Here is a 19707-nt window from a genome sequence, read left to right as displayed (position 1 = left end):
GGTGGGGGGGGGGCGCTGGCATGTGGCGCCGGCACGCGGGTCGCGTGGGGGCGGGTGCGGTCGGTGGGGGCCCGTGGAGCGCGGGCTCGGCGTGGGCCGGCTGGGGCGGCGCGCCGGGCGGAGGCCGCCGAGGCCGAGGCGGCGGCGGCCGCGCAGGCGGCCCAGGAGGCCGCTGCCCGGGAGGCTGCGGAGCGCCGGGCCGCGGAGGAGCGGGCCTCGCGCCAGGCCGAGGAGGAGCGTCAGGCCGCCGCGGCGATGTCGAGCGGCGTGCTGTCCGCGCCGGCCGGCGGCCCGATCACCAGCGAGTTCGGCAACCGCTTCCACCCGGTCTTCCAGACCTGGCGGCTGCACGCCGGGATCGACTTCGGGCCCGGTTGCGGCTCGCCGGTGGTGGCAGCCGCCGACGGTGTGGTCTACAGCGCCGGTTTCGACGAGGGCGGTGGCAACACGGTGATCATCGACCACGGTGTGCTGCGCGGGGTCAACCTCACGACGAGCTACCTGCACATGCAGAGCGCCGCGGTGGTGTCACCCGGGCAGGCGGTGAGCCGAGGACAGCTCCTGGGGTATGTCGGAAGCACGGGTTCGTCCACCGGGTGCCACCTGCACTTCGAGACGCGGGAGAACGGCACCCCGGTCAACCCGCGCACCTGGCTCTGAGCCCGGCGGCCCGGGAACCCGGGTGAACGCGCGGCGTCCGTTGCGTAGACTTGGGCGGCCATGCCCAAGGAGACCGGACGCAAGCTGATCGCCAGCAACAAGAAGGCCCGACACGAGTACCTCATCGAGGACACCGTCGAGGCCGGTCTCGTGCTGACCGGGACCGAGGTGAAGTCCCTGCGGATGGGCCGGGCCAGCCTCGTCGACGGGTATGCCACGCAGTACCAGGGCGAGCTCTGGCTCGAGGGGGTGCACATCCCGGAGTACACCCAGGGGACGTGGACCAACCACTCGGCGCGCCGGCGGCGCAAGCTGCTGCTGCACCGGGAGCAGATCGACAAGCTGGTCGCGAAGGCCGAGCAGGCGGGGCACACCATCGTGCCGCTCTCGCTCTACTTCGTGGACGGACGGGCCAAGGTCGAGATCGCCCTCGCCAAGGGCAAGAAGATGCACGACAAGCGTCAGGCCCTGCGCGAGCGGCAGGACCGGCGCGAGGCCGAGCGCGCGGTGTCAGCCCACCTCAAGAGGCACGGCTGAGCCGACGGGCGACCACGGACGGGTGGGCGAACAGCCAGAGCCCGGCCAGGGAGAAGAGGGCCGGCAGCAGGTAGACGAGCAGGTTCATCGGCTGGCTCACGAAGGCCAGGACGAGCCCGACCATGGCGGGGGTCTCCAGCACGGCGGCCCGCAGGATGACGAACGGCTGCACCTGCGCCGCGAGCGGCATACCGCTCCGACGGGGCACGGGTGCACCCAGCGCCAGGGCCCACGCACCCAGCGTCGTGAGTCCTACGACGAGCAGCTGCCACGCCGGCGGTGTCTCGAGCCGGGCACCGATGAGCACCAGGACGACCGCCAGCATGACGAGCCCACCAGCCATGGCGGCCACCACGACAGCGATGGGCCGCAGGGCTGAGCTCGGATGGGTGTCGTCGACGGACCCGGGGGAGAGGCTCATCCGGGCAGCCTCTCACGCGTCCGGGAATCTGCGTGGTGGTCGCACCGTTGGACCACGTAGACTCCACGGAGTGGCCCCGGCCGAGCCGGGGTCGTTGACAACTGCACAGCGTGAGGCACCCCCATGGGGGTGATCGGTTTCGACGTTGCACGGCACTTCAGGGGAAGCGGGTCGAGGATGCAAGGTCATCTCGTCAACGCTCCTTGCGAAACCAATAGCTGCCAATTCCAAGCGCAGCGACTTCGCCCTCGCCGCCTGAGCGAGCCCGAAGTCTGTCAGCCTGAGCGCGTCACCGACTCAGTGCCTGGCATCAGCTAGGTGACTTGCTGCGTGATCATGTCGGGGGATCACGCGGGACTTCTACTCGACTGGGCCTGTCAGGGAACGTGTGCGCGCGAGCCCTGGGGCCGAGAAAATCCACAGCGCACTGCACCCGGAGAAGCCCTGATTTCCCGGTAACGGACGCGGGTTCGATTCCCGCCACCTCCACCCACGTGTCTCACGCTGTGCGGGTTGTCGCACCTCAGCCCCCGAAATCCGCATAAGGACGCGGATTCGGGGGCTTCGTGCTGGGGGACGCAGATGGCCTTGTCGAGACACGAAACGCCAGAAAAACTGTCACACAGCTGTCACACGGGTTGGGTTCGTTGTCCTGCACAAACATCGGTAACTTAGCGGTACGCTTCCCCCGTCGGGAGGAGTATTCGCGTGCCGACGAGCTCGAGGCTTCCACGGGGCATCACGCAGTACCGCGGCCGTTATCGCGTGCGGGTCGACGTCGAGGGTCGAACCCACTCCCTCGGCATGTTCCAGACCCTCACGGACGCCAAGGCGGCCCTGCACATCGCCAAGGCCGACGCGGCCCGAGGTACGTTCGTGCCCCCGGCCCAGCGTCGCGCGGCGCAGCAGTCACAGACGGTACGGGTCCAGACGGAGGCCCTGACACTGGGGGAGTGGGCGCAGACGTGGCTGGCGGCTCTCGAGGCGGACCCCCGCCGCTCCCCGGCCACGGTGGTCTCCTACCGCTCGGTGCTCAAGAACCACGTGCTGCCCGAGCTGGGTGAGGTCAGGCTCGTCGACCTGACGACCGAACAGGTCACCGAGCACCTGGCTGCGCTGGCCCGCCGACCGTCGCGACGCCACCCCGGGGCCCGGGTCAACGGCGTCGCACCCAACACGGTGATCGTCCTGCGCTCGATGCTCAACGCGGCGGTCAAGGCGAGAGCCGGGGGACTGGAGCGCTTCGACTTTCCAGCCGCGGCCAAGCACCGCCGGGTCCGCCCCGAGGACGACGACGGGGACGTCGCCTCACCGGAGCAGGTGCGAGCCATGACCGAGGCTATGCCCCCTCATCTGCAGATCGCCATCCCCCTGGCCGCATGGTGCGCTCTGCGGATCGGGGAGCTGCTCGGGCTGCAGCGCCGCGACCTCGAGCACCTGGACAACCCGCAGCGAGCCGTCCTCCACGTCCGCCGGCAGTGGAACGTCAAGGCCAACGCCCTGACACCTCCCAAGGCGGACAGCGTCCGATCGGTGGCACTCCCAGCGGCGCTGCTGCCCGCCCTGCGCGAACACCTCGACACCTACACCCCCGCCGGCCACACCGCGCCGGTCCTGGCAGGGTCCCGCGGCGCCCGGGTCTCGCAGACTGCCCTCGACAAGGCGTGGCGAGCGGCCCGTGAAGCAGCCGGTCGGCCCGGGTTCCGCTTTCACAACCTGCGGCACACCGGCCTGAGCAAGTACGCCGAGCAGGGCGCCACCCTCGCCGAGCTGCTCCACCGCGGTGGCCACACCGACGTCACCGTCGCCCTGCGCTACCAGCACGCCACCGCCGAGCGCGACCGGGCCCTCACCGATCGGCTCAGCCGCGACATCAGCCTGCCCGCAGGTGTGGCATCTCCCCGCAAGTGAAACACGTGCTGGTGCCCACCCGCGGACCGTCGAGAGCAACCTGAGCGACAATGACTGCGACTCAGTCGCGGGCGGTCAAAACGTGCCCGTGTCGCAGTGGCCTGGCCGCGCGCTCTAGGCCAGCGCCACTCCGTCGAAGCATATGAGCACTGGCCGGGGTATCGTCGGAAACTATGGGGACATCAACACCAACGACCATTTCCCGGTCTCTAGGAAGATCGAAACTGGCGTCGGCTCTATCCATGAGTGCTGGGACGGCCCTTCTCGTCCTTCTTGGAGCGTGCACCCCCGATAGTCCTAGCGTGAATGTCGACCTACCATCTGAGGCTGGTAACGACGAGGTCGCCACGACGGTGGGCGGCTCGACGCGGGAGGAGTTCTTGGCCGAGCTGGCGGTGATGTACGGGATCGAAGACCCCCCTCCTGTGGAGGTGGTCCGCGAAACGATTCCCGGGGGTGACGGGCTGCGGCTGATTGGTGAGTGTCTGCAGGAGCGAGGCTGGCCCGTGGACATCGAGGACGGCGGCATCACCATCCGCGAGGTCCCGGTCGAGCAGCAGGACGCTCTCAACCTTGATCAGTACATCTGTGATGCGCAGTATCCGGTAGCCCCAGAATACGCCAACGTGCCCGTGGAAGATTCCCTCACAGCCCACTACGAGTATCTCGTCGAGGAGTACGTGCCGTGCGTGGCGGAGTTCGGTTTCACGGTCAGCACGCCCCCGTCGTTGGAGACCTTCCTGGCCGGACAGGGTATGGGCTGGGTTCCCGGGGCCCAGGTTTACGACCAGATCGCGTCAAGTGACGTCGAGTGGTCCGAGGTGGAGGAACGGTGCCCGCAGAATGAACCCCTTGGATAATCGACACGAGGCCAGTGCTGGTCTGTGACAAGATCGGTGAATGAGCTGGCGGAAGATTCCTACAGGTGGTGTGGGGACCGCCGCCGGGTCACGCTTGGTGGTCAAGATCACCGGGATCGCGATCGTCCCTGCGTTCCTTGCCTCGTGCACGCCAGCCTCGGAGACCACCACCGCGCCGTCGGGTTGACGAGCAAGTGTGGCGGCACAGACAAGTACGCCAACGTGATGATCGTCCTCGCCCCGGTCCGCGACGGCACCGGCCCCTCCCGGCTGCTCGCGATGCTCGACGGACGCTCCAAGAAGGTGTTCGGCGACTGGCTCGCCGAACGAGACCAGGCTTGGCGCGACGGCATCGAAGTCGTCGCGATGGACGGCTTCGCCGGGCTTGAGACCGCCACCACCGAAGAGCTACCCGGCGCGGTGTCGTTGATGGATCCCTTCCACGTGGTCCGCCTGGCCGGCGGGGCCTGGAATGAGGGCCGTCGCCGGGTCCAGCAGGACCTGCACGGTCACCGCGGCCGCAAGGGCGACCCGCTGTACTCCGCGGGGCGGACGCTGCACGCCGGCGCCGAACTGCTTGTCGACCGCCAGCAGCAGCGCCTCGACAAACTGTTCGCGAACGAGCAGCACGTGCAGGTCGAGGTCACCTGGGGCGTCTACCGACGGATGATTACCGCCTACCGCAACGCCGACCGGTCCGCTGGCCGCATCGAGATTAGGAACCTCCATCATCGAAAGACCTCGACACCTACCGCCCCCGGACCGACGCGCCCGCCCCCTCTACACCCTCATCTGTGAAGAGCCGGTAAAGATTCGGTCAAATCAACCGGCGACTCCTTGACGTCGCAAGCCTATCGTGTCTTCAATAGCACATGATTAGAAACAACCGATTCACTCGAACCGCCGCGACTGCTACGTCCGCAGCTGCATTACTGTTGGGTCTATCCGTCTTGGCGACACCTGCCCAAGCGGATACTTTGAGCAAGAGCGAGCACGGCACAACCACCGCAAGTTACTGCAGTCCTCGCGTTCCGTATTCTATAGGCAACACCTATGGCCAGATCGGGCACAAGTCTCCTGGGGGAACCTACCGTTTCTATTCCTCTACCGGCTGGACGACCAGAGGGTATTATGGACCTGGTGGTACCTGGAAAGTTGAGGTGAACGAACAGTATTATTCTCTTGTCAACGAAACGAACACCTATGGAACTTGCCGCAGTGTCTGAGGGTTGGATCAGACCGCGCGTCTGCCAGTGCCGAGAAGATGCTTGAAAAAAGGCGCGCTCTTCGGTTCTCAGCGGTTGTAATTGCGCTTGCACTCGGGGGTTGCACGCAGCAAGATGAGAATCTCTCCAACGAGCATGCTTACGCAGAGTTCGCGGGCAGTCTTCGCATTTACTACACCGATATGGCGAAGTGCATGACCGAACAGGGCGTGCCGATGCGAGTAATGGAAACGGGAGACGGTATTGAGCCCGCTGGGAGAGATACAGACCAAATTGCTAACGCAGCTCAAAGCGCGTTCGAAACGTGTGATGGAGTCGTTGGGGGGCATCCGCCAATGCCGCCGCCGCCAACACGAGGGGAGCTTTCAGAATACTACGAGCTGCAGTTGGGAGTCGTCGACTGCCTACGTGAGAATGGTTTTGACACCACCGAACCTCCAAGCTCTGAGGTGTACGTTGAAACGTACTTGGCCAGCCTTGGTGGAGGTGGATCGCCGCCGTGGGATCCGTATACCGGTCTTGGACAGGATGGCGTAATGGAAGCGTTGGAGACGTGCCCTCAGCCGCCTCTGGAGCAAGTGTTCGAGAACTAGGTGGATCTCGCGCACGTTCGAATCTAGCCATTGCAGCTGTTAATACGCTGGTTTAATTTCGTGGCGGGTTCATTGATCTTGGCGCGTCTTATCTGCCTTGCTCAGTGGAGGCGCCCGGCGTGTGGGTAAGACTGGCTACGCCGTCGCCTCCTCGACCAAGCTTCGAGTCAGTCAGGTTAGTCGGGGCGGTGGGACGACGTGTGCGCATAATGATTGACAGACAGGCACCTGCGACGTGACGTGGAGATGAATGACCGTTCCGTTCTATGACCAAGAGTAGTAGGCTCTTACGGCTACCAGGCCAGTCTGCCGCCACTTCGCACCTCGACTCCAGTTGACTCCTTGTAGTGGATCAGCGCGGCAAGTCGCTCTTGCTGCGGGAGCGGTTCGACGTCTCAAAGAGGTCACCCTTGAACGAGCTAGCGGGTTCGCGCAAGGAGATCCAGGGGAAAACGTGGGACCGCTCCAGTCAGCCGCATAGACAGCCTCGTGAACACCGCCAGAGTGCTTACGACAAAGCAAGACATAGCCGTGGTCTGAACCGGCCAGCCACGGGGAGCGCTTGTAACCTCGTGGGCGAGGTTGCGACATTTGAGGGCGAGGCCGCGGAGGTGCCCAAGGCGTCTGTTGACGGCTTCGGTGGGGCCGTTGCTCGTGTTGGAGCCGCTCGGAGTAAGCCAGAGGTGAGAGGATCCGTGGATGGTGAGGAATGGGGGCATCGGTCGGCGCGCATGGGGTGTGGTCCTGGTGGTCGTGCTGTGTGTGCTGGTGGGTGGCGCGGGGTGGTGGGCGTCGCGGGCGACGTTGCCGGACAGCTCGGTGGGCGAGTCGAGCTCGCCGGCCGGTGAGGTGGTGTGGGGTGAGGTAGTCCAGGGGTCGGTGGGGCGGTCGCTGCCGCTGTCGACCACGGTGCGCCAACCGGTGGGGGTGGTGGCGGTGAACGGGTTGTCGGGGGTGGTGACCTCGACGTCGCCGGGCCGGGTGGATTCCGGTGGTGTGGTGTACACGGTGGGGCGGACACCGGTGCGGGTCGTGCAGGCGGGAGAACCGTTCTGGCGGGAGCTGTCCCGGGGTGTGCGCGGTGAGGACGTGGTCGCGTTGCAGGAGCTGCTCATCGCCGGGGGGCATCTGGACGGTGAGGCCGATGGTGACTTCGGTCAGGCGACTGAGGATGCGGTAGAGGCGTGGCAGGAGGAGCAGGGACTGCCGGAGTCTGGGGTGGTGGGTCTGGGGGAACTGGTCGCGGTGCCGGAGCTGCCGGCCACGGTCACGGTCGGTGAGGCGATCAGGGTGGGGGCACAGGTGTCGGGCGGTGAGGATGCGGTGCTGGCGCCGACGGGGGAGCGGGACTTCGTGCTGGTGGTGACCGCCGAGCAGGCCCGGTTGATCCCGGCCGAGGCGACGGTGGAGATGAGCTTTCAGGACCAGCAGTGGACGGGGGTGATCGCCGGGTCGAGTGTGGACGAGTCGGGGTCGACGGTGTTCGAGCTGACCGCTCCGGGCGGTGGGCCGGTCTGCGGAGAAGACTGCGGGGCGCTGCCGGGGGATGAGCAGGTGACGGTGCGCTCTGAGGTCGTGGTGGTGCCCCGGGTGGAGGGGTTGAGCGTCCCGGCGGCAGCGGTACGGACCCGCGCGGATGGCAGCGCGTTCGTGGTGACCGAGGACGGGCAGGTTGAGGTGGTGGTGGCCGGCTCGGGGCAGGGAATCGCGGTCGTCGAAGGTGCAGGGCTCGAGGAGGGGTTGCGGGTGCTGGTGGCCGGGGACCCAGCGCAGGTACCACGTGATGGTGGCGATGAGACCGGGGGAGGGTGAGCTGTGCTGGCCCTGGAGGGTGTGTCGTTCGCGTACGCGAAAGGTGCTGAGGAGCTGTTCGGGGGGTTGTCCCACGTGTTCACCCCAGGGGTGGTGACGGCCGTGACGGGACCGTCGGGGCGGGGCAAGTCGACGTTGCTGTACGTGCTGGGCCTGATGTTGACCCCGTCGCAGGGGCGGGTGCTGCTGGAGGGCGAGGCGGTCTCGGCCGCGCCGGACGCGGCGCGGGCACGGGTGCGGGCGCACCGCATCGGGTTCGTGTTCCAGGACGCGGCGTTGGACCCGACCCGGACCGTGCTGGACTCGGTCATCGAGCCGGCGCTGTATGCCGGGTGGCGGCTGCGCGATGCCCGGGCCAGCGGGTCAGAGTTGCTCGAGCAGATGGGGGTTAAGGCGCGGGCGGGACACCGGCCGGGAGAGATCAGCGGTGGCCAGGCGCAACGGGTCGCGGTGTGCCGGGCACTGGTGACCGACCCGGTCGTCGTGCTGGCTGACGAGCCGACCGGCAACCTGGACCGGGACAACGCCGCCGGGGTGCTGGCCGCGTTGTCCGCAGCCGCCGGCGGCCGCGACAAAGCGGCAGACCATTCAGGGAACGGCGCGGGCGATGCGCCGCCAGCGGGTGGGTCGGGGGGGCGGACGGTGGTGATCGCCACGCACGACCCGTTCGTGCTGGACCACGCGGATGAGGTGCTGGCGCTGTGAGGTGGGTGCTGGTGGTGCGGGAGGCGGCCGCGACGGCGTGGGCGTCCAAGGTCCCCTCGGCACTGGTCGGGTTGCTGGTCGCGGTGATGTGCGCAGCGACGATCGCGACCGTGGGCCGCACCGCCGCCGCGGAGCAACAGCTCACCGACCGGTTGGACGAGGCCGGGTCGCGGGTCCTGGCCGTCGCGGACGCCCGCGGTGAGGGTCTGCTGCCGCCGACGGTGGTGGACCAGGCGAGCACCCTGTCGACGGTCGAGCGTGGGGTGGGGACCCTGATCCCGGTCGATGTCGTCAACGGAGTCATCGGGCAAGGCGGGACCCGGGTGCCCGCGTGGGGTGTGCACGGTGACCTGGCCGCGGTCGCCGACCTGCAGGCCGGGCGGTGGCCCGGCCCGGGGGAGGCTATCGTCACCGACACCGCGATGACACAGCTCGGGATGGCCGACCCGTTCGGGTGGGTCGCGTTGGCCTCGACCAGCGAGGTCGACGACTGGTCGGTCGTCGGGACGTTCACCCCCCGGGACCCGTTCGGTGACTACGCCGCGGGGGTGCTGTACGTCGCGCCCGCCGACCAACCGGTAGACACCCTGCAGGTGGTGCTGACCGACGCCGCGGCCGCGCAGACCACTCAAGCCAGTGTCCTGGCGCTGGTCGAGCCGCCCACCCCGGACGCGGTCACCATCACCTCCCCCGTCTCGTTGGCCGACCTGCAGGCCCAGGTCACCGGTGACCTCGCCGCGTTCGGCGCGACCCTACTGCTCGGGGTGCTCGGCGGCGGCGCCCTGCTCGTGGCGATCGTCGTCCTGGCCGACGTCCTCGTCCGCCGCAAGGACCTCGGCCGCCGCCGCGCCCTGGGCGCCACCAGGGCCACCATCATCACCCTCGTCATCGGACGCACCCTCGCCCCCGCCATCCTCGGCGCCGCCCTCGGAGTCGCAGCAGGCCTGGCCCTGGCCGCCCGCCTCGGCCAGGACACCATCCCCCCAGCCGACTTCACCACCGGCACCGCCACCCTCGCCCTCATCGCCGCGACCACCGCCGCCATACCCCCCGCCCTTTACGCCGCCACCCGAGACCCCGTCCGCATCCTCCGAACCCCATGAGGGAACAGAACAATCAGAGGATGTATGCGTGGATCAGCCGCCTCAACGACATCGGCCCAGGCCAAGAGGGTACGAACGTTATCGACGGCGCGCAGGACCGCCACATTGCGGGCTTACGATGACTCTTTCGCGGTGGGTGGTCGGGATGAGCGGGGCAGGCGCAAGTACCGAGGTGGTCAGGGACCGTTGTTCTGCGTTGCGTTCCCGCACCTGACGCAGCCTCCCGATCTGCTCATCGGCAGTGTGGCGTGGGTTCTTGTTCCAAGCGCGCATACGGGAGACGAGCACGCCCCGCACGGTGCCCGTGTCGGTGCCGGTGACGGCGGCGATTCTGGTCACACCGTGGTCCCAACGGGTAGAGGGGGTGGTGGCCAGGACGCTGGCGGCCTCATCGAGTGCTTCTGGTCCGGTGAGGTGGGTGAGGCGTTCGTCCAGAAGGGCGTCGCTCAGCGGGCTGCGGTTGTCCCGCAGGGTGGCTACGAGTGCGTCGGGTCCGCGCCGCTCCAGGATGCCGGCGGGGTCGGACCCGTCGGGGAGGGTGACCAGCTGCGGTGTGGCGCCGTGCTGGGCCAGGAGCCAGTAGTCGCGGTGGGCGGCCAACTGCCCGGCGAGGTCGCCGTCCGTGGCCACGAGCGGGCGGTCCGAGTACTCGGCGAGCTGTCGTGCCTGAGCCTCCGTCATGGCGGTGCCCAATGGGGTGACGCCGACGCAGGTCCCGTGGGTGGCGAGGGTGACGGCGTGGGCGTCCATGAGCCCTTCGACCAGGACCGGGATGGCGCCGGCGTCCAGCAGGGCCCGGTGGGTGCCGTACAGCCGGTCGCCTTTGCGGAACAGGGGCGTCGAAGGGGTGTTGAGGTACTTGGGGCCGGCCTTCTCCTCGTCGGTGCGGGCGGGGTTGCGGCGACCGATGAACCCGAGGACCTGGTCCTGGTTCATGACGGGCATGACGGCACGGTCTCGGAACCTGTCGATGAGGTCGCCGGAGCGGGTCCGGGAGGCCAGCCCGCTGGTCTCCAGCTCGAGGTCGGTGACGCCGCGGCCGCGCAGGTGGTCCACCAGGTGGGTCCACCCGGCGGGGGCGTAGCCGGGGCGGATGTGCGGGTGTCCGGCGATGTCGTGCCCGAACCGGTCGGCGAGGTAGTCCCGGGCCCAACCGTGCTCGTCGACGAGCCGGGACTCGTAGTAGTCCAGTGCCATCTCGTTGACCGCGGCCAACCGGTCCACCGGCACCGGGGACTCCTGCTGTTCCTGGGCCCGGTCCCACTGGTGTGCCAGTTCCCTCTCGCTGTACTCGAGCGGGTCGGGCCCAAGGTCGCGGATCCGTGCCAGCAGCGCCAACGCCACCTCGGGTGACTCCTCGAAGTGGTACCCGGGCGGGGTGGGGTCGGGTGCCGGCACCAGGTCGTCGTCGGGCAGGGCAGCCTGGGCCAGGTGGTCCCGGAGCTCGACGTCGGTGGGGGCGTGCTCCGGTGGTGCCTGGTCGCGGTCGTGGTGGTCGTAGAGGTCCATGGGGGGCTGGTCCTCCCGCAGGGTGTGGTGGTCGTCCTCGGGTGGGGGAGTGGAGGTCAGCAGCGAGATCCGCCACGTCATCGCTTGCGCGTCGTCGACGCGGGCACCGTCCGCGGCGGCCTGGTGGAGCAGCTCGGTGACCAGCCATCCCCGGGCGGTGGCCTGCTCGACGGTGGTGACCAGCGCCGGCCACCACGGGCTGTCCTGCATGGCGGTGGCCCGGGCGGCGCCGACGTGGTCGACCAGCAGGCGCTGCCAGTCCGTGGCCAGGGCGTGCTGGGTGTCCATCTCGGTTGCCACCGCGGGGGACAGGGACCGGTTGATCCGCCACCACAGCGCCGCGCAGGCGTGGTCGTCCGGCAGCGGGCCGTCGCTGAGCGCCGCCCGGACGGTCGCGGGCGCATCGAGCCCGGCACGGGACAGGCCGGCCAGTCTCTCGGCCAGGACCGGCGCGAACCGGTCCTGGTGCGCGGCTGGGGACGCCGCGGTGATCAGGGGCCCGAACTCGGCCATCGCCGGGTGACGACCCATCCGCAGGCAGGTGTCCAGGTCCTGCTGGTGCAGCGCGTGCGCCTTCGCGATCTGCCGTGGCCCGGTGGGCCGCAGGTCGGTGTCCTCGACCTGGTTCGCGGCGCGCCAGACCTGGACCCGGGCGAGCAGCTCCGGCTCAGGGCGCTGCGTGCCCTGGCGCGCCCAGGACGGGGTGTCGGCGTCCCGTGACTCCTGACTGACCTGCTCGGCGAGGGCACAAACCAGGTCCGCCCGTTGGATCAGATAGTCCGACCAGGTCGGGTCCGCCACCAACGAGGCCGGGATACCGGGAAGCCAGGGCAGCGGACCGGGGCCGGCGTTGCGCAGCCCGCCGTCGTCCAGGCGCCACCCGAGGACGGCGGCGGGATCGGCAGCGGTGTCGAGCTCGCGCGTCACGGCCGCCTGCCGCAGGGCCGCGACCGGGTCGACGTCGTGTGCGGACAGCAGAATCAGGTGGGCCCGCAGCGTGGGCCATGCAGAGGACTGGGTCAGCTCCGGGACCAGGTCGGCCGCCCGCTCCAGCCGGTCCACCCCGGCAGCGCCGAGGCGCTGCTCGGCGACGAAGGTGAGCGCGTCGACATACCGGGCAGCGGCATGCCCCAACCCGGTCGCCGCCGCTGCTTCGTCCCGGGCCAGGGTGTGCACCGACCGGGGGGCGTCGTCGCGGGCCAGGATCCCCTCGAGGATGTCCGTGGCGGTCTGGGGGATCGTGTTGCGCGGCTGGATCAGGGTGTGCGGGTCGCCGTCGCCGACGACCTCGAGGTAGGCGTGGTTCGCGGCTCTCCCGCGGGTCATCATCGTGTAGAACTGCTGCCGCGACTCCTGCCCGCTGATGAGCCCGTGCATGGTGTCCACCGACAGCCCCTGGGCGGTGTGCACCGTGGAGGCGTACCCCAGCTCGGTCGAGGCCTCGACGTAGGCCGCCGGCAGGCTCAGGTGCCGACCGGTGTCCCGGTGCCGGACATCCAGGCCCCCGGTGTCGGTGATGCCGACGACGTGCCACCGGTCACCGTTCTTGACGAAGTCGGTGGCACTGATCCGCAGCGAACGGTCGTTGCTGCGGGTGATGATCAAGTCACCCGGGCTGGCGTCGTTCCCGTCGGCCAGGGTTCGGGTCCGAAGCGGGACCTCACCGGCGCGAGCCAGTCGCTCGGCGCGGGCCCGCTGGTTGAGGTGGCTGACCAGGTCCCGGGTCGGGGCCAGCATGATGGAGTCACGCCCGGCGTCGGTGTCGGCCCTCCATCCGGCGAAGACCCGGTCGGCCATCGTGCCGGCGTCTCCGACGTGCACCCGCTGCTGGTCCAGGTAGAACCCCAGCGCGGCGGTGTCGCCCTGCCGCAGCGCGAGCGAGGCGGCGCCCTCAGCGCGGTCGGTGAACCGCATCAGCTCGGTCAACCGGACGCTGCCGTGGGTGGCCTCGATGTCACGTAGCACCCCGCCGGCGCCGATCGCCGCGAGCTGCTGGTCGTCCCCGATCAACCGGACGCTGGCACCACGGGTCAACGCGTAGTCGACCGCGGTCCGCAACGACAGGGTGTCGGACATGCCGGCCTCGTCGATCAGGACCATGGTGCCCCGTGTGATCTGCGCGGCCAGTGCCTGACCGTTGGCGCTCTGGCCTCCGTCCAGGTGGTGGGTCAGGGCGGCGAGGGTGTCGGTCGAGGTGTCGATATGGTCACGTAGCTGCCCCGCGGCGGCCGCCGACGGCGCCAGTCCCAGGACCGTCCCCCCGGAGGCCTGCCAGGCCCGGGTCAGGGCTGCCATGGCCGTGGTCTTCCCGGCGCCGGCTGGCGCGATCGCCAGCTGCAGGCGTGACCCGGAGGTCGCCATCCGGCGGACCAGCGAGGCCTGCCCGGGGTTGAGGCGGATTCCGTTGGCCTCCAGCTCCAGCAAAGCGACGCCGACGCTGGCCTTGGGGGCTACGCGGCCGCCGGTGCGCCCGGCCGCCTCGAGCAGGAACTGTTCGGCCTGCAGGATCGCCGAGGAGGTGAACAGCTGCGACCCGGCGACCGTGTAGACGCTGGACCCGTCCCGCCGGCGCAGCACCTCAGGCTCGACGGCGGTGACGTCGCGCGGCTTGGCCAGGGCGATGCTGTGCGTCGCCAGAGCACGGTGGACCAGCTCGTTGACGAGTCCGGGCGCGTGCTCCAGCGGGACGTCCACCGACCGGGCCAGGCGCTGGGCTTCGGCCCGCACGTGCCACACCTGCCAGGTGCCACGCCGCTCCGCGAGGGTGCCGATCATCTGGCCCGCGTGACGTTCCACCCACTCCTCACCGGGGTGCACCCAACCCCGCCGGGGACCCTGGGCGAGAACGTCGGCGACCATCCGGTCGACCCGATCTTGGCTGCCCAGGACGTGGCGTGCCTCAGTGGCCCACTGGGCGCGTTGTTCGGCCAGGGTGCGGGGGGCGTGCTTGTCCTGACGGGTCTGCAGGGTGGCCTGCTGGGCGAGCTTGACCGCCTCGACCGCGGTCGGTGGCCGCCCGTGCCTGGCCTGGAACTCCTGAGCCAGGACGTCGCGGCGGGCCTTGATATCGGCGCGCCGCGAGGACCACCGTTCGTTGAGCTCGGCCGGCACCCCGACGACTTCCCGGACCGGTCGTGTGCGGGCGTCGCTGCTGGGCCGGTCCTCGAACCGCAGGCCGAGCGTGCCGAGGTGCTGCTCCAGGGCGGTGTTGTAGGTCTCGGACGCGGTGACGGTCGCCTTGAACAGGACACGACCGTCGATCGAGAGCCACTTCCCGTCGAGGGTCTGGACCTTGTTCGCGACCGCGACGTGGGTGTGCAGGTCCGGGTCCCCTGCCCGTGAGTCACGGTGCGTGAACGCTGTCGCGACCAGGCCGGTCACGTCGACCTGGCGGGCGCCGCCGGTGCCGGTCCGCGTGTACGGGGCGTGCTGCTCGATGAACGCCAGGGCATCGTTCACGGCGGCCTTGTGGGCGAGCTCAATCCTTGCGGCGGTGCCCTGATCAGCGACCGCCCACAGAGCGGACACGCTCTTGACGGGAGAGAACGCGAGGTCATACCCGGCGACCGCGGTGCTCGACGGGCGGGAGGCCCGGGCGACGAGACCGGCCAGCTCCCGCTCATTCAACGGGTCCCGGCCGTGCGCCTCCCGGAACATCTCGGTGGCCACTTCCGTGCGCACTCGGGCCCGGGTGTCGAGGTCGACCGCGGTCCCCGCCGGCAGCCCTTTGGCCCGGTTGATCTTGTCCAGACGGCCGGCGACCTTCTTCCGCAGCTCACCCAGGTCTCCCTCGATCACCGGGTAAGCGCGCCCCATCAGCATGACCCGAGCCAGGGCGGCCTCATCCGTGTCGGGGGAGTCCCTGCGGGCCCGGGTCGCCGCGTCCACACCGAGGGGTTGGATGCCGTAACCGAACAGGTTCTGCATGTGCTCGGCGGCGACCATGTCGCCCGCCTGCAGGCCGATAATCCCGGCCATCCCCGACCCCATCCACACACCGGGGGTTTCACCGCGTTCGGTGTAGTAGCTGGCCAGGCCGGCGTGCCCGACCTCGGTGGCGTCCTGGCGCGCAACCTGCCGGGTCAGGTAGTCATACCCCGACCCCGCAGTCAGCTTGTGAATGGTCATCGCCACACCGAGAACAAGCCGAAGACTCGCCGTCGGCGTTCAGCAACGTGACGCGTCACCTAACCGCTAGTGCAAGAGGTGTGTCCGGTTTGGGGGGCGCGGTCAAGGGCGGGGTGCCGGGCGCGCTGCAGGTGGGTCGCGCGTCCGGCTGGTTACGGGGAGGTGGACGGTTGAAGTGGGGCGCGGGCTTGTGGACGGTGTGAAGCGCCCCAGGTTTGATGCCGCATCCTTGTGAGTTGGAAGGATGCAGTTCATGCCGAAGAAGATCGATCCGAAGGTCAAGGAGCGGTGCGTGCGTCTGGTGCAGGAGCACCGGGGCGAGTACTCCTCGCTGACCGCGGCCGCTGAGGCCGTCGCCCGCCGAGAAGGCCTGGGCAAGGAGACCGTGCGCCGCTGGGTGGTCCAGGCCGAGGTCGATGGTGGCCGGCGCCAGGGCGCCACGAGTGAGGAGCTGGCCGAGATCCGCAAGCTGAAAGCGGAGAACCGGCAGCTGCGCGAGGACGTCGCGATCCTGAAGGCCGCGACCAGTTTCTTCGTGGGGGAGCTCGACCCCCGGAACCGATGATCGTGTCGCGTACCGGGTCTGATGGAGGCTCTCATTCCACGGAAGGATGAGAGCCATGGCAGCATCGAGGAAGTACCCGGAGGAGCTTCGGGACAGAGCGATCCGGATGGCGCTTGATCTGCGGCGGGACCCGGCGACCAGGACCGGTGCGCTGCGCCGGGTGGGTGAGCAGCTGGGGATCAATCCCGAGACGCTGCGGAACTGGGTCACGCAGGCCGAGATCGACGAGGGCCACCGTCCTGGGACGACGACCGCCGAGGGGCAGCGGATCACCGAGCTCGAGCGTGAGGTCAAAGAGCTACGGCGGGCGAACGAAATCCTGCGGACGGCGTCGGCGTTTTTCGCCGCGGCGGAGCTCGACCGCAAGCTGAGGTGAGCACCGCGGTGCTGGTCGAGTACATCGACCAGCACCGCGACCGGTTCGGGGTCGAGCCGATCTGCACCGTCCTGGCACAGGCCGGGACGCCGATCGCCCCGAGCAGCTACTACGCCGCCAAGACCAGGCCGCCCTCGGCGCGGGCGGTGGCCGACCAGGGCCACCGCGAGGCGATCCGGGCGGTCCACGCCGACAACTACGGCGTCTACGGCGTCCGCAAGATGCACGCCGAGCTGAACCGGACCGGGCACCGCATCGCCCGGTGCACCGTGCACCGGATCATGCGGGCCGAGGGACTGCGCGGGATCACCCGCGCCAAGGGACCCAGGACCACGATCCCGGGGACCGGGCCGGACACCCGCCCGGACCTGCTGGACCGCGATTTCCAGGCCCCCGCACCCAACCGGGTCTGGGTCGCCGACATCACCTACTGCCGCACCTTCGCCGGGTGGGTCTACGCCGCGTTCGTCATCGACGTGTACTCCCGCCGCGTCGTCGGCTGGCAGCTATCCAAGAGCCTGCGCACCGACCTGGCCCTGGACGCTCTCGAGATGGGCCTGTGGACCCGGCAGCACGCCGGCCAGGACACCACCGGGGTCATCGCGCACTCGGACAAGTGTCGCGTACCGGGTCTGATGGAGGCTCTCATTCCACGGAAGGATGAGAGCCATGGCAGCATCGAGGAAGTACCCGGAGGAGCTTCGGGACAGAGCGATCCGGATGGCGCTTGATCTGCGGCGGGACCCGGCGACCAGGACCGGTGCGCTGCGCCGGGTGGGTGAGCAGCTGGGGATCAATCCCGAGACGCTGCGGAACTGGGTCACGCAGGCCGAGATCGACGAGGGCCACCGTCCTGGGACGACGACCGCCGAGGGGCAGCGGATCACCGAGCTCGAGCGTGAGGTCAAAGAGCTACGGCGGGCGAACGAAATCCTGCGGACGGCGTCGGCGTTTTTCGCCGCGGCGGAGCTCGACCGCAAGCTGAGGTGAGCACCGCGGTGCTGGTCGAGTACATCGACCAGCACCGCGACCGGTTCGGGGTCGAGCCGATCTGCACCGTCCTGGCACAGGCCGGGACGCCGATCGCCCCGAGCAGCTACTACGCCGCCAAGACCAGGCCGCCCTCGGCGCGGGCGGTGGCCGACCAGGGCCACCGCGAGGCGATCCGGGCGGTCCACGCCGACAACTACGGCGTCTACGGCGTCCGCAAGATGCACGCCGAGCTGAACCGGACCGGGCACCGCATCGCCCGGTGCACCGTGCACCGGATCATGCGGGCCGAGGGACTGCGCGGGATCACCCGCGCCAAGGGACCCAGGACCACGATCCCGGGGACCGGGCCGGACACCCGCCCGGACCTGCTGGACCGCGATTTCCAGGCCCCCGCACCCAACCGGGTCTGGGTCGCCGACATCACCTACTGCCGCACCTTCGCCGGGTGGGTCTACGCCGCGTTCGTCATCGACGTGTACTCCCGCCGCGTCGTCGGCTGGCAGCTATCCAAGAGCCTGCGCACCGACCTGGCCCTGGACGCTCTCGAGATGGGCCTGTGGACCCGGCAGCACGCCGGCCAGGACACCACCGGGGTCATCGCGCACTCGGACAAGGGCGTGCAGTACCTCGCCGTGCGGTACACCCAGCGTCTGGCCGAGGCCGGCGCCGTCGCCTCGGTCGGCTCCACCGGCGACTCCTACGACAACGCCCTGGCCGAGGCGTTCAACTCACTGTTCAAGGCCGAGCTCGTCCGCAACAAAGGACCCTGGAAGAACATCGACGACCTCGAGATCGCCGTCGCCGAGTACATCGACTGGTTCAACCACCGACGCCTGCACGGACAGATCGGACTCGTCCCACCCGTCGAGTTCGAGGATCACTACTACCGTCACAACCACGCACCGGCTACCGTCGACGCGTCAGTTCAGAGCCTCCACTAAACCCGGTACGCGACATCGTGGCGTTCATCGACACCCAGCGTGCCCAGGGGCGCACGGTCGGGTCGGTCTGCCGGGTCCTGCGACAGCAGGGCCTGCAGGTCGCCGAGCGCACCTACCGCACCTGGCGCCGGTCCGGCCGCCAGGTCGCGGACCGCACGGTGCAGGACGCGTGGGTGATGGACACGGTCCGCGACCTCGCCTGGACCACCGACCCTGCGGGTCGACGCCGGCTCACCCCGGAGGGCCTGTACGGGCGGCGGAAGATGACGGCCCTGGTCGCCCGCAGGATGCCCTCGGTCTCGCCGGGCAGCGTGGACCGGGCGATGCGGGCCCTGGGCCTGTCCGGGATACGTCGGAGCAAGGGCATCCGGACCACGATCCCGGCCAAGGACGGCGTTCGCGCCGGGGACCTGTTGAACCGCGACTTCACCGCCGCGGCCCCGAACCGGACGTGGGTCATGGACTTCACCTACGTCCGGGCGTGGTCGGGGTGGGTGTACGTCGCGTTCGTCGTCGACGTGTACGCCCAGCGCATCATGGCCTGGCACGCCGCCAGCACCAAGGACGTGGACCTGGTCATGACGCCGGTCAGGATGGCGACCTGGCAGCGTGCCCGGGAGGGTCACCCGGTGCTGCCCGGGCAGCTGATCGGCCACGCCGACGCCGGCAGTCAGTACACCTCGCTGCGGCTCACCGAGCACCTCGCGCTGGAGGGTATCCGTCCCTCGATCGGGTCGGTCGGCGATGCGTACGATAACGCGCTCATGGAGTGCGTGATCGGGCTCTACAAGACCGAGTGTGTGCGCACCACCGTCTTCCACGACGGGCCTTACCGCGGCGTCCACGACGTCGAGTACGCCACCGCCGGCTGGGTCGACTGGTACAACCAGCGCCGACTGCACAGTAGCCTCGGCTACCGAAGCCCCGCGGAATTCGAGCAGACCTACTACACCGCCCTCAATCGAGAGCCGGAACCCGTATAAGAGCGGCCGCAAAGCTGGGGCGCTTCAGTGAGAGAACCGACCCGGACCGTCAAGACACTCTTGGTCTCAGGCTCTGCCCCAGTGGCCCTCTGCTTGATTGCGGGATCGGTTGCCTTCGCGCTCGACCTTGGGTGGTGGGAGACGATGGCGTTGGGATCTGCCACGTTCCTGGTCGCAGCACTCACGACGGGCCTGCTTCGCAGACATCGGCGGCCGTCCTCACAAGACCGAGACGACCCGTGGCCACCCGGAAACTAAGACGACCAGTCTCCGCTCGTGCCGCACCCAGTTCGGCGGCACGCGATTGGCCCGTATGCAGCCGAGGCGTAAACGGACGATCACCCGATCCAGGGGAAGAGCACGGTGTGGCGTCGCCATACCCGA

The 19707-nt window shown here is 69.2% G+C and carries 12 protein-coding genes, 1 other RNA gene, 3 pseudogenes and 2 other annotated features; of the genes and pseudogenes, 14 read left to right on the top strand and 2 right to left on the bottom strand.

Features of this window, described 5'->3' with window-relative positions; genetic code table 11:
• Both EUS26_RS13255 and smpB read left to right on the top strand, forming a co-directional pair.
• Positions 1 to 660: M23 family metallopeptidase (locus EUS26_RS13255; RefSeq protein ID WP_238148980.1), on the top strand; the 660-nt coding region annotated here is incomplete at its 5' end.
• Between the two features lie 60 nt (positions 661 to 720).
• A complete protein-coding gene (gene smpB / locus EUS26_RS13250) occupies positions 721 to 1197 on the top strand; it encodes an SsrA-binding protein SmpB (protein ID WP_130014296.1) in 477 nt (158 codons plus the stop codon).
• Here smpB and EUS26_RS13245 read toward each other — a convergent pair.
• Positions 1181 to 1618: a hypothetical protein gene (locus EUS26_RS13245; RefSeq protein WP_130014295.1), complete on the bottom strand. Its 438-nt coding sequence runs from the start codon at positions 1616 to 1618 to the stop codon at positions 1181 to 1183. The two genes, smpB and EUS26_RS13245, sit on opposite strands and share 17 nt — an antisense overlap.
• Positions 1619 to 1743: 125 nt before the next feature.
• Between EUS26_RS13245 and ssrA the strand changes: the two genes are divergently transcribed.
• From ssrA to EUS26_RS13205, 7 genes and pseudogenes are all read left to right on the top strand, one after another.
• Positions 1744 to 2110: a transfer-messenger RNA gene (gene ssrA / locus EUS26_RS13240) on the top strand.
• A 216-nt stretch (positions 2111 to 2326) separates the two neighbouring features.
• A complete protein-coding gene (locus EUS26_RS13235) occupies positions 2327 to 3529 on the top strand; it encodes a tyrosine-type recombinase/integrase (protein ID WP_130014294.1) in 1203 nt (400 codons plus the stop codon).
• Between the two features lie 302 nt (positions 3530 to 3831).
• Positions 3832 to 4389 (top strand): hypothetical protein, encoded by a 558-nt coding sequence (locus EUS26_RS13230; RefSeq protein WP_130014293.1) that lies wholly within the window; start codon positions 3832 to 3834, stop codon positions 4387 to 4389.
• Between the two features lie 182 nt (positions 4390 to 4571).
• A pseudogene (locus tag EUS26_RS13225) lies at positions 4572 to 5097 on the top strand (ISL3 family transposase); the annotation flags it as partial.
• Between the two features lie 1930 nt (positions 5098 to 7027).
• The gene (locus EUS26_RS17580) at positions 7028 to 8020 is read left to right on the top strand and encodes a peptidoglycan-binding domain-containing protein (RefSeq protein WP_272947969.1); all 993 of its coding nucleotides are present in this window, start codon (positions 7028 to 7030) and stop codon (positions 8018 to 8020) included.
• A gap of 3 nt (positions 8021 to 8023) precedes the next feature.
• The gene (locus EUS26_RS13210) at positions 8024 to 8725 is read left to right on the top strand and encodes an ABC transporter ATP-binding protein (protein ID WP_130014291.1); all 702 of its coding nucleotides are present in this window, start codon (positions 8024 to 8026) and stop codon (positions 8723 to 8725) included.
• A complete protein-coding gene (locus EUS26_RS13205; protein WP_058889710.1) occupies positions 8722 to 9828 on the top strand; it encodes an FtsX-like permease family protein in 1107 nt (368 codons plus the stop codon). The genes EUS26_RS13210 and EUS26_RS13205 overlap by 4 nt, the downstream gene beginning before the upstream one ends.
• A 78-nt stretch (positions 9829 to 9906) precedes the next feature.
• Here EUS26_RS13205 and mobF read toward each other — a convergent pair whose 3' ends face one another.
• Positions 9907 to 15465 carry a MobF family relaxase gene (gene mobF, locus EUS26_RS13200; RefSeq protein WP_130014290.1) on the bottom strand — a complete coding sequence of 1853 codons (5559 nt, stop codon included), beginning with the start codon at positions 15463 to 15465 and terminating at the stop codon, positions 9907 to 9909.
• A gap of 253 nt (positions 15466 to 15718) precedes the next feature.
• Between mobF and EUS26_RS13195 the strand changes: the two are divergent.
• The 5 genes and pseudogenes from EUS26_RS13195 to EUS26_RS13175 all read left to right on the top strand — a co-directional run.
• A pseudogene (locus EUS26_RS13195) lies at positions 15719 to 16035 on the top strand (IS3-like element ISPfr13 family transposase); the annotation flags it as partial.
• A gap of 50 nt (positions 16036 to 16085) precedes the next feature.
• Positions 16086 to 16406, top strand: a complete 321-nt coding sequence (locus EUS26_RS13190; protein WP_165368620.1) for a transposase — start codon at positions 16086 to 16088, stop codon at positions 16404 to 16406.
• Positions 16364 to 16507: a sequence feature (AL1L pseudoknot), on the top strand. It overlaps the preceding gene by 43 nt.
• Positions 16403 to 17137, top strand: a complete 735-nt coding sequence (locus tag EUS26_RS13185) for an IS3 family transposase (RefSeq protein WP_130014288.1) — start codon at positions 16403 to 16405, stop codon at positions 17135 to 17137. Its footprint overlaps the feature before it by 105 nt. The genes EUS26_RS13190 and EUS26_RS13185 overlap by 4 nt, the downstream gene beginning before the upstream one ends.
• Positions 17076 to 18340, top strand: a protein-coding gene (locus EUS26_RS13180) for an IS3 family transposase (protein ID WP_420330014.1) whose coding sequence is annotated in 2 segments (ribosomal slippage) — positions 17076 to 17364 and positions 17364 to 18340 — 1266 coding nt in all. Because the reading frame shifts where the segments join, the coding sequence is not laid out codon by codon here. Before EUS26_RS13185 ends, EUS26_RS13180 begins: the two co-directional genes overlap by 62 nt.
• Positions 17354 to 17497, top strand: a sequence feature (AL1L pseudoknot). (Overlaps the previous gene by 144 nt.)
• Before the next feature lie 14 nt (positions 18341 to 18354).
• Positions 18355 to 19323, top strand: a pseudogene (locus EUS26_RS13175) (IS3 family transposase); the annotation flags it as partial.
• Between the last annotated feature and the right edge of the window lie 384 nt (positions 19324 to 19707).

This window comes from Serinicoccus sediminis (genome assembly GCF_004153545.1).
In the GTDB taxonomy this organism is placed as follows: Bacteria; Actinomycetota; Actinomycetes; order Actinomycetales; family Dermatophilaceae; genus Ornithinicoccus; species Ornithinicoccus sediminis_A.
Note: the sequence above shows the minus strand (reverse complement) of the source record. Positions and strands in the feature narration are given on the sequence as shown.

Bases quoted from the DNA above. Each gene is read 5' to 3' on its own strand.
- smpB (WP_130014296.1), top strand. From the start codon at position 721: ATGCCCAAGGAGACCGGACGCAAGCTGATCGCCAGCAACAAGAAGGCC.
- EUS26_RS13245 (WP_130014295.1), bottom strand. From the start codon at position 1,618: ATGAGCCTCTCCCCCGGGTCCGTCGACGACACCCATCCGAGCTCAGCC.
- EUS26_RS13190 (WP_165368620.1), top strand. From the start codon at position 16,086: ATGGCAGCATCGAGGAAGTACCCGGAGGAGCTTCGGGACAGAGCGATC.
- mobF (WP_130014290.1), bottom strand. From the start codon at position 15,465: ATGACCATTCACAAGCTGACTGCGGGGTCGGGGTATGACTACCTGACC.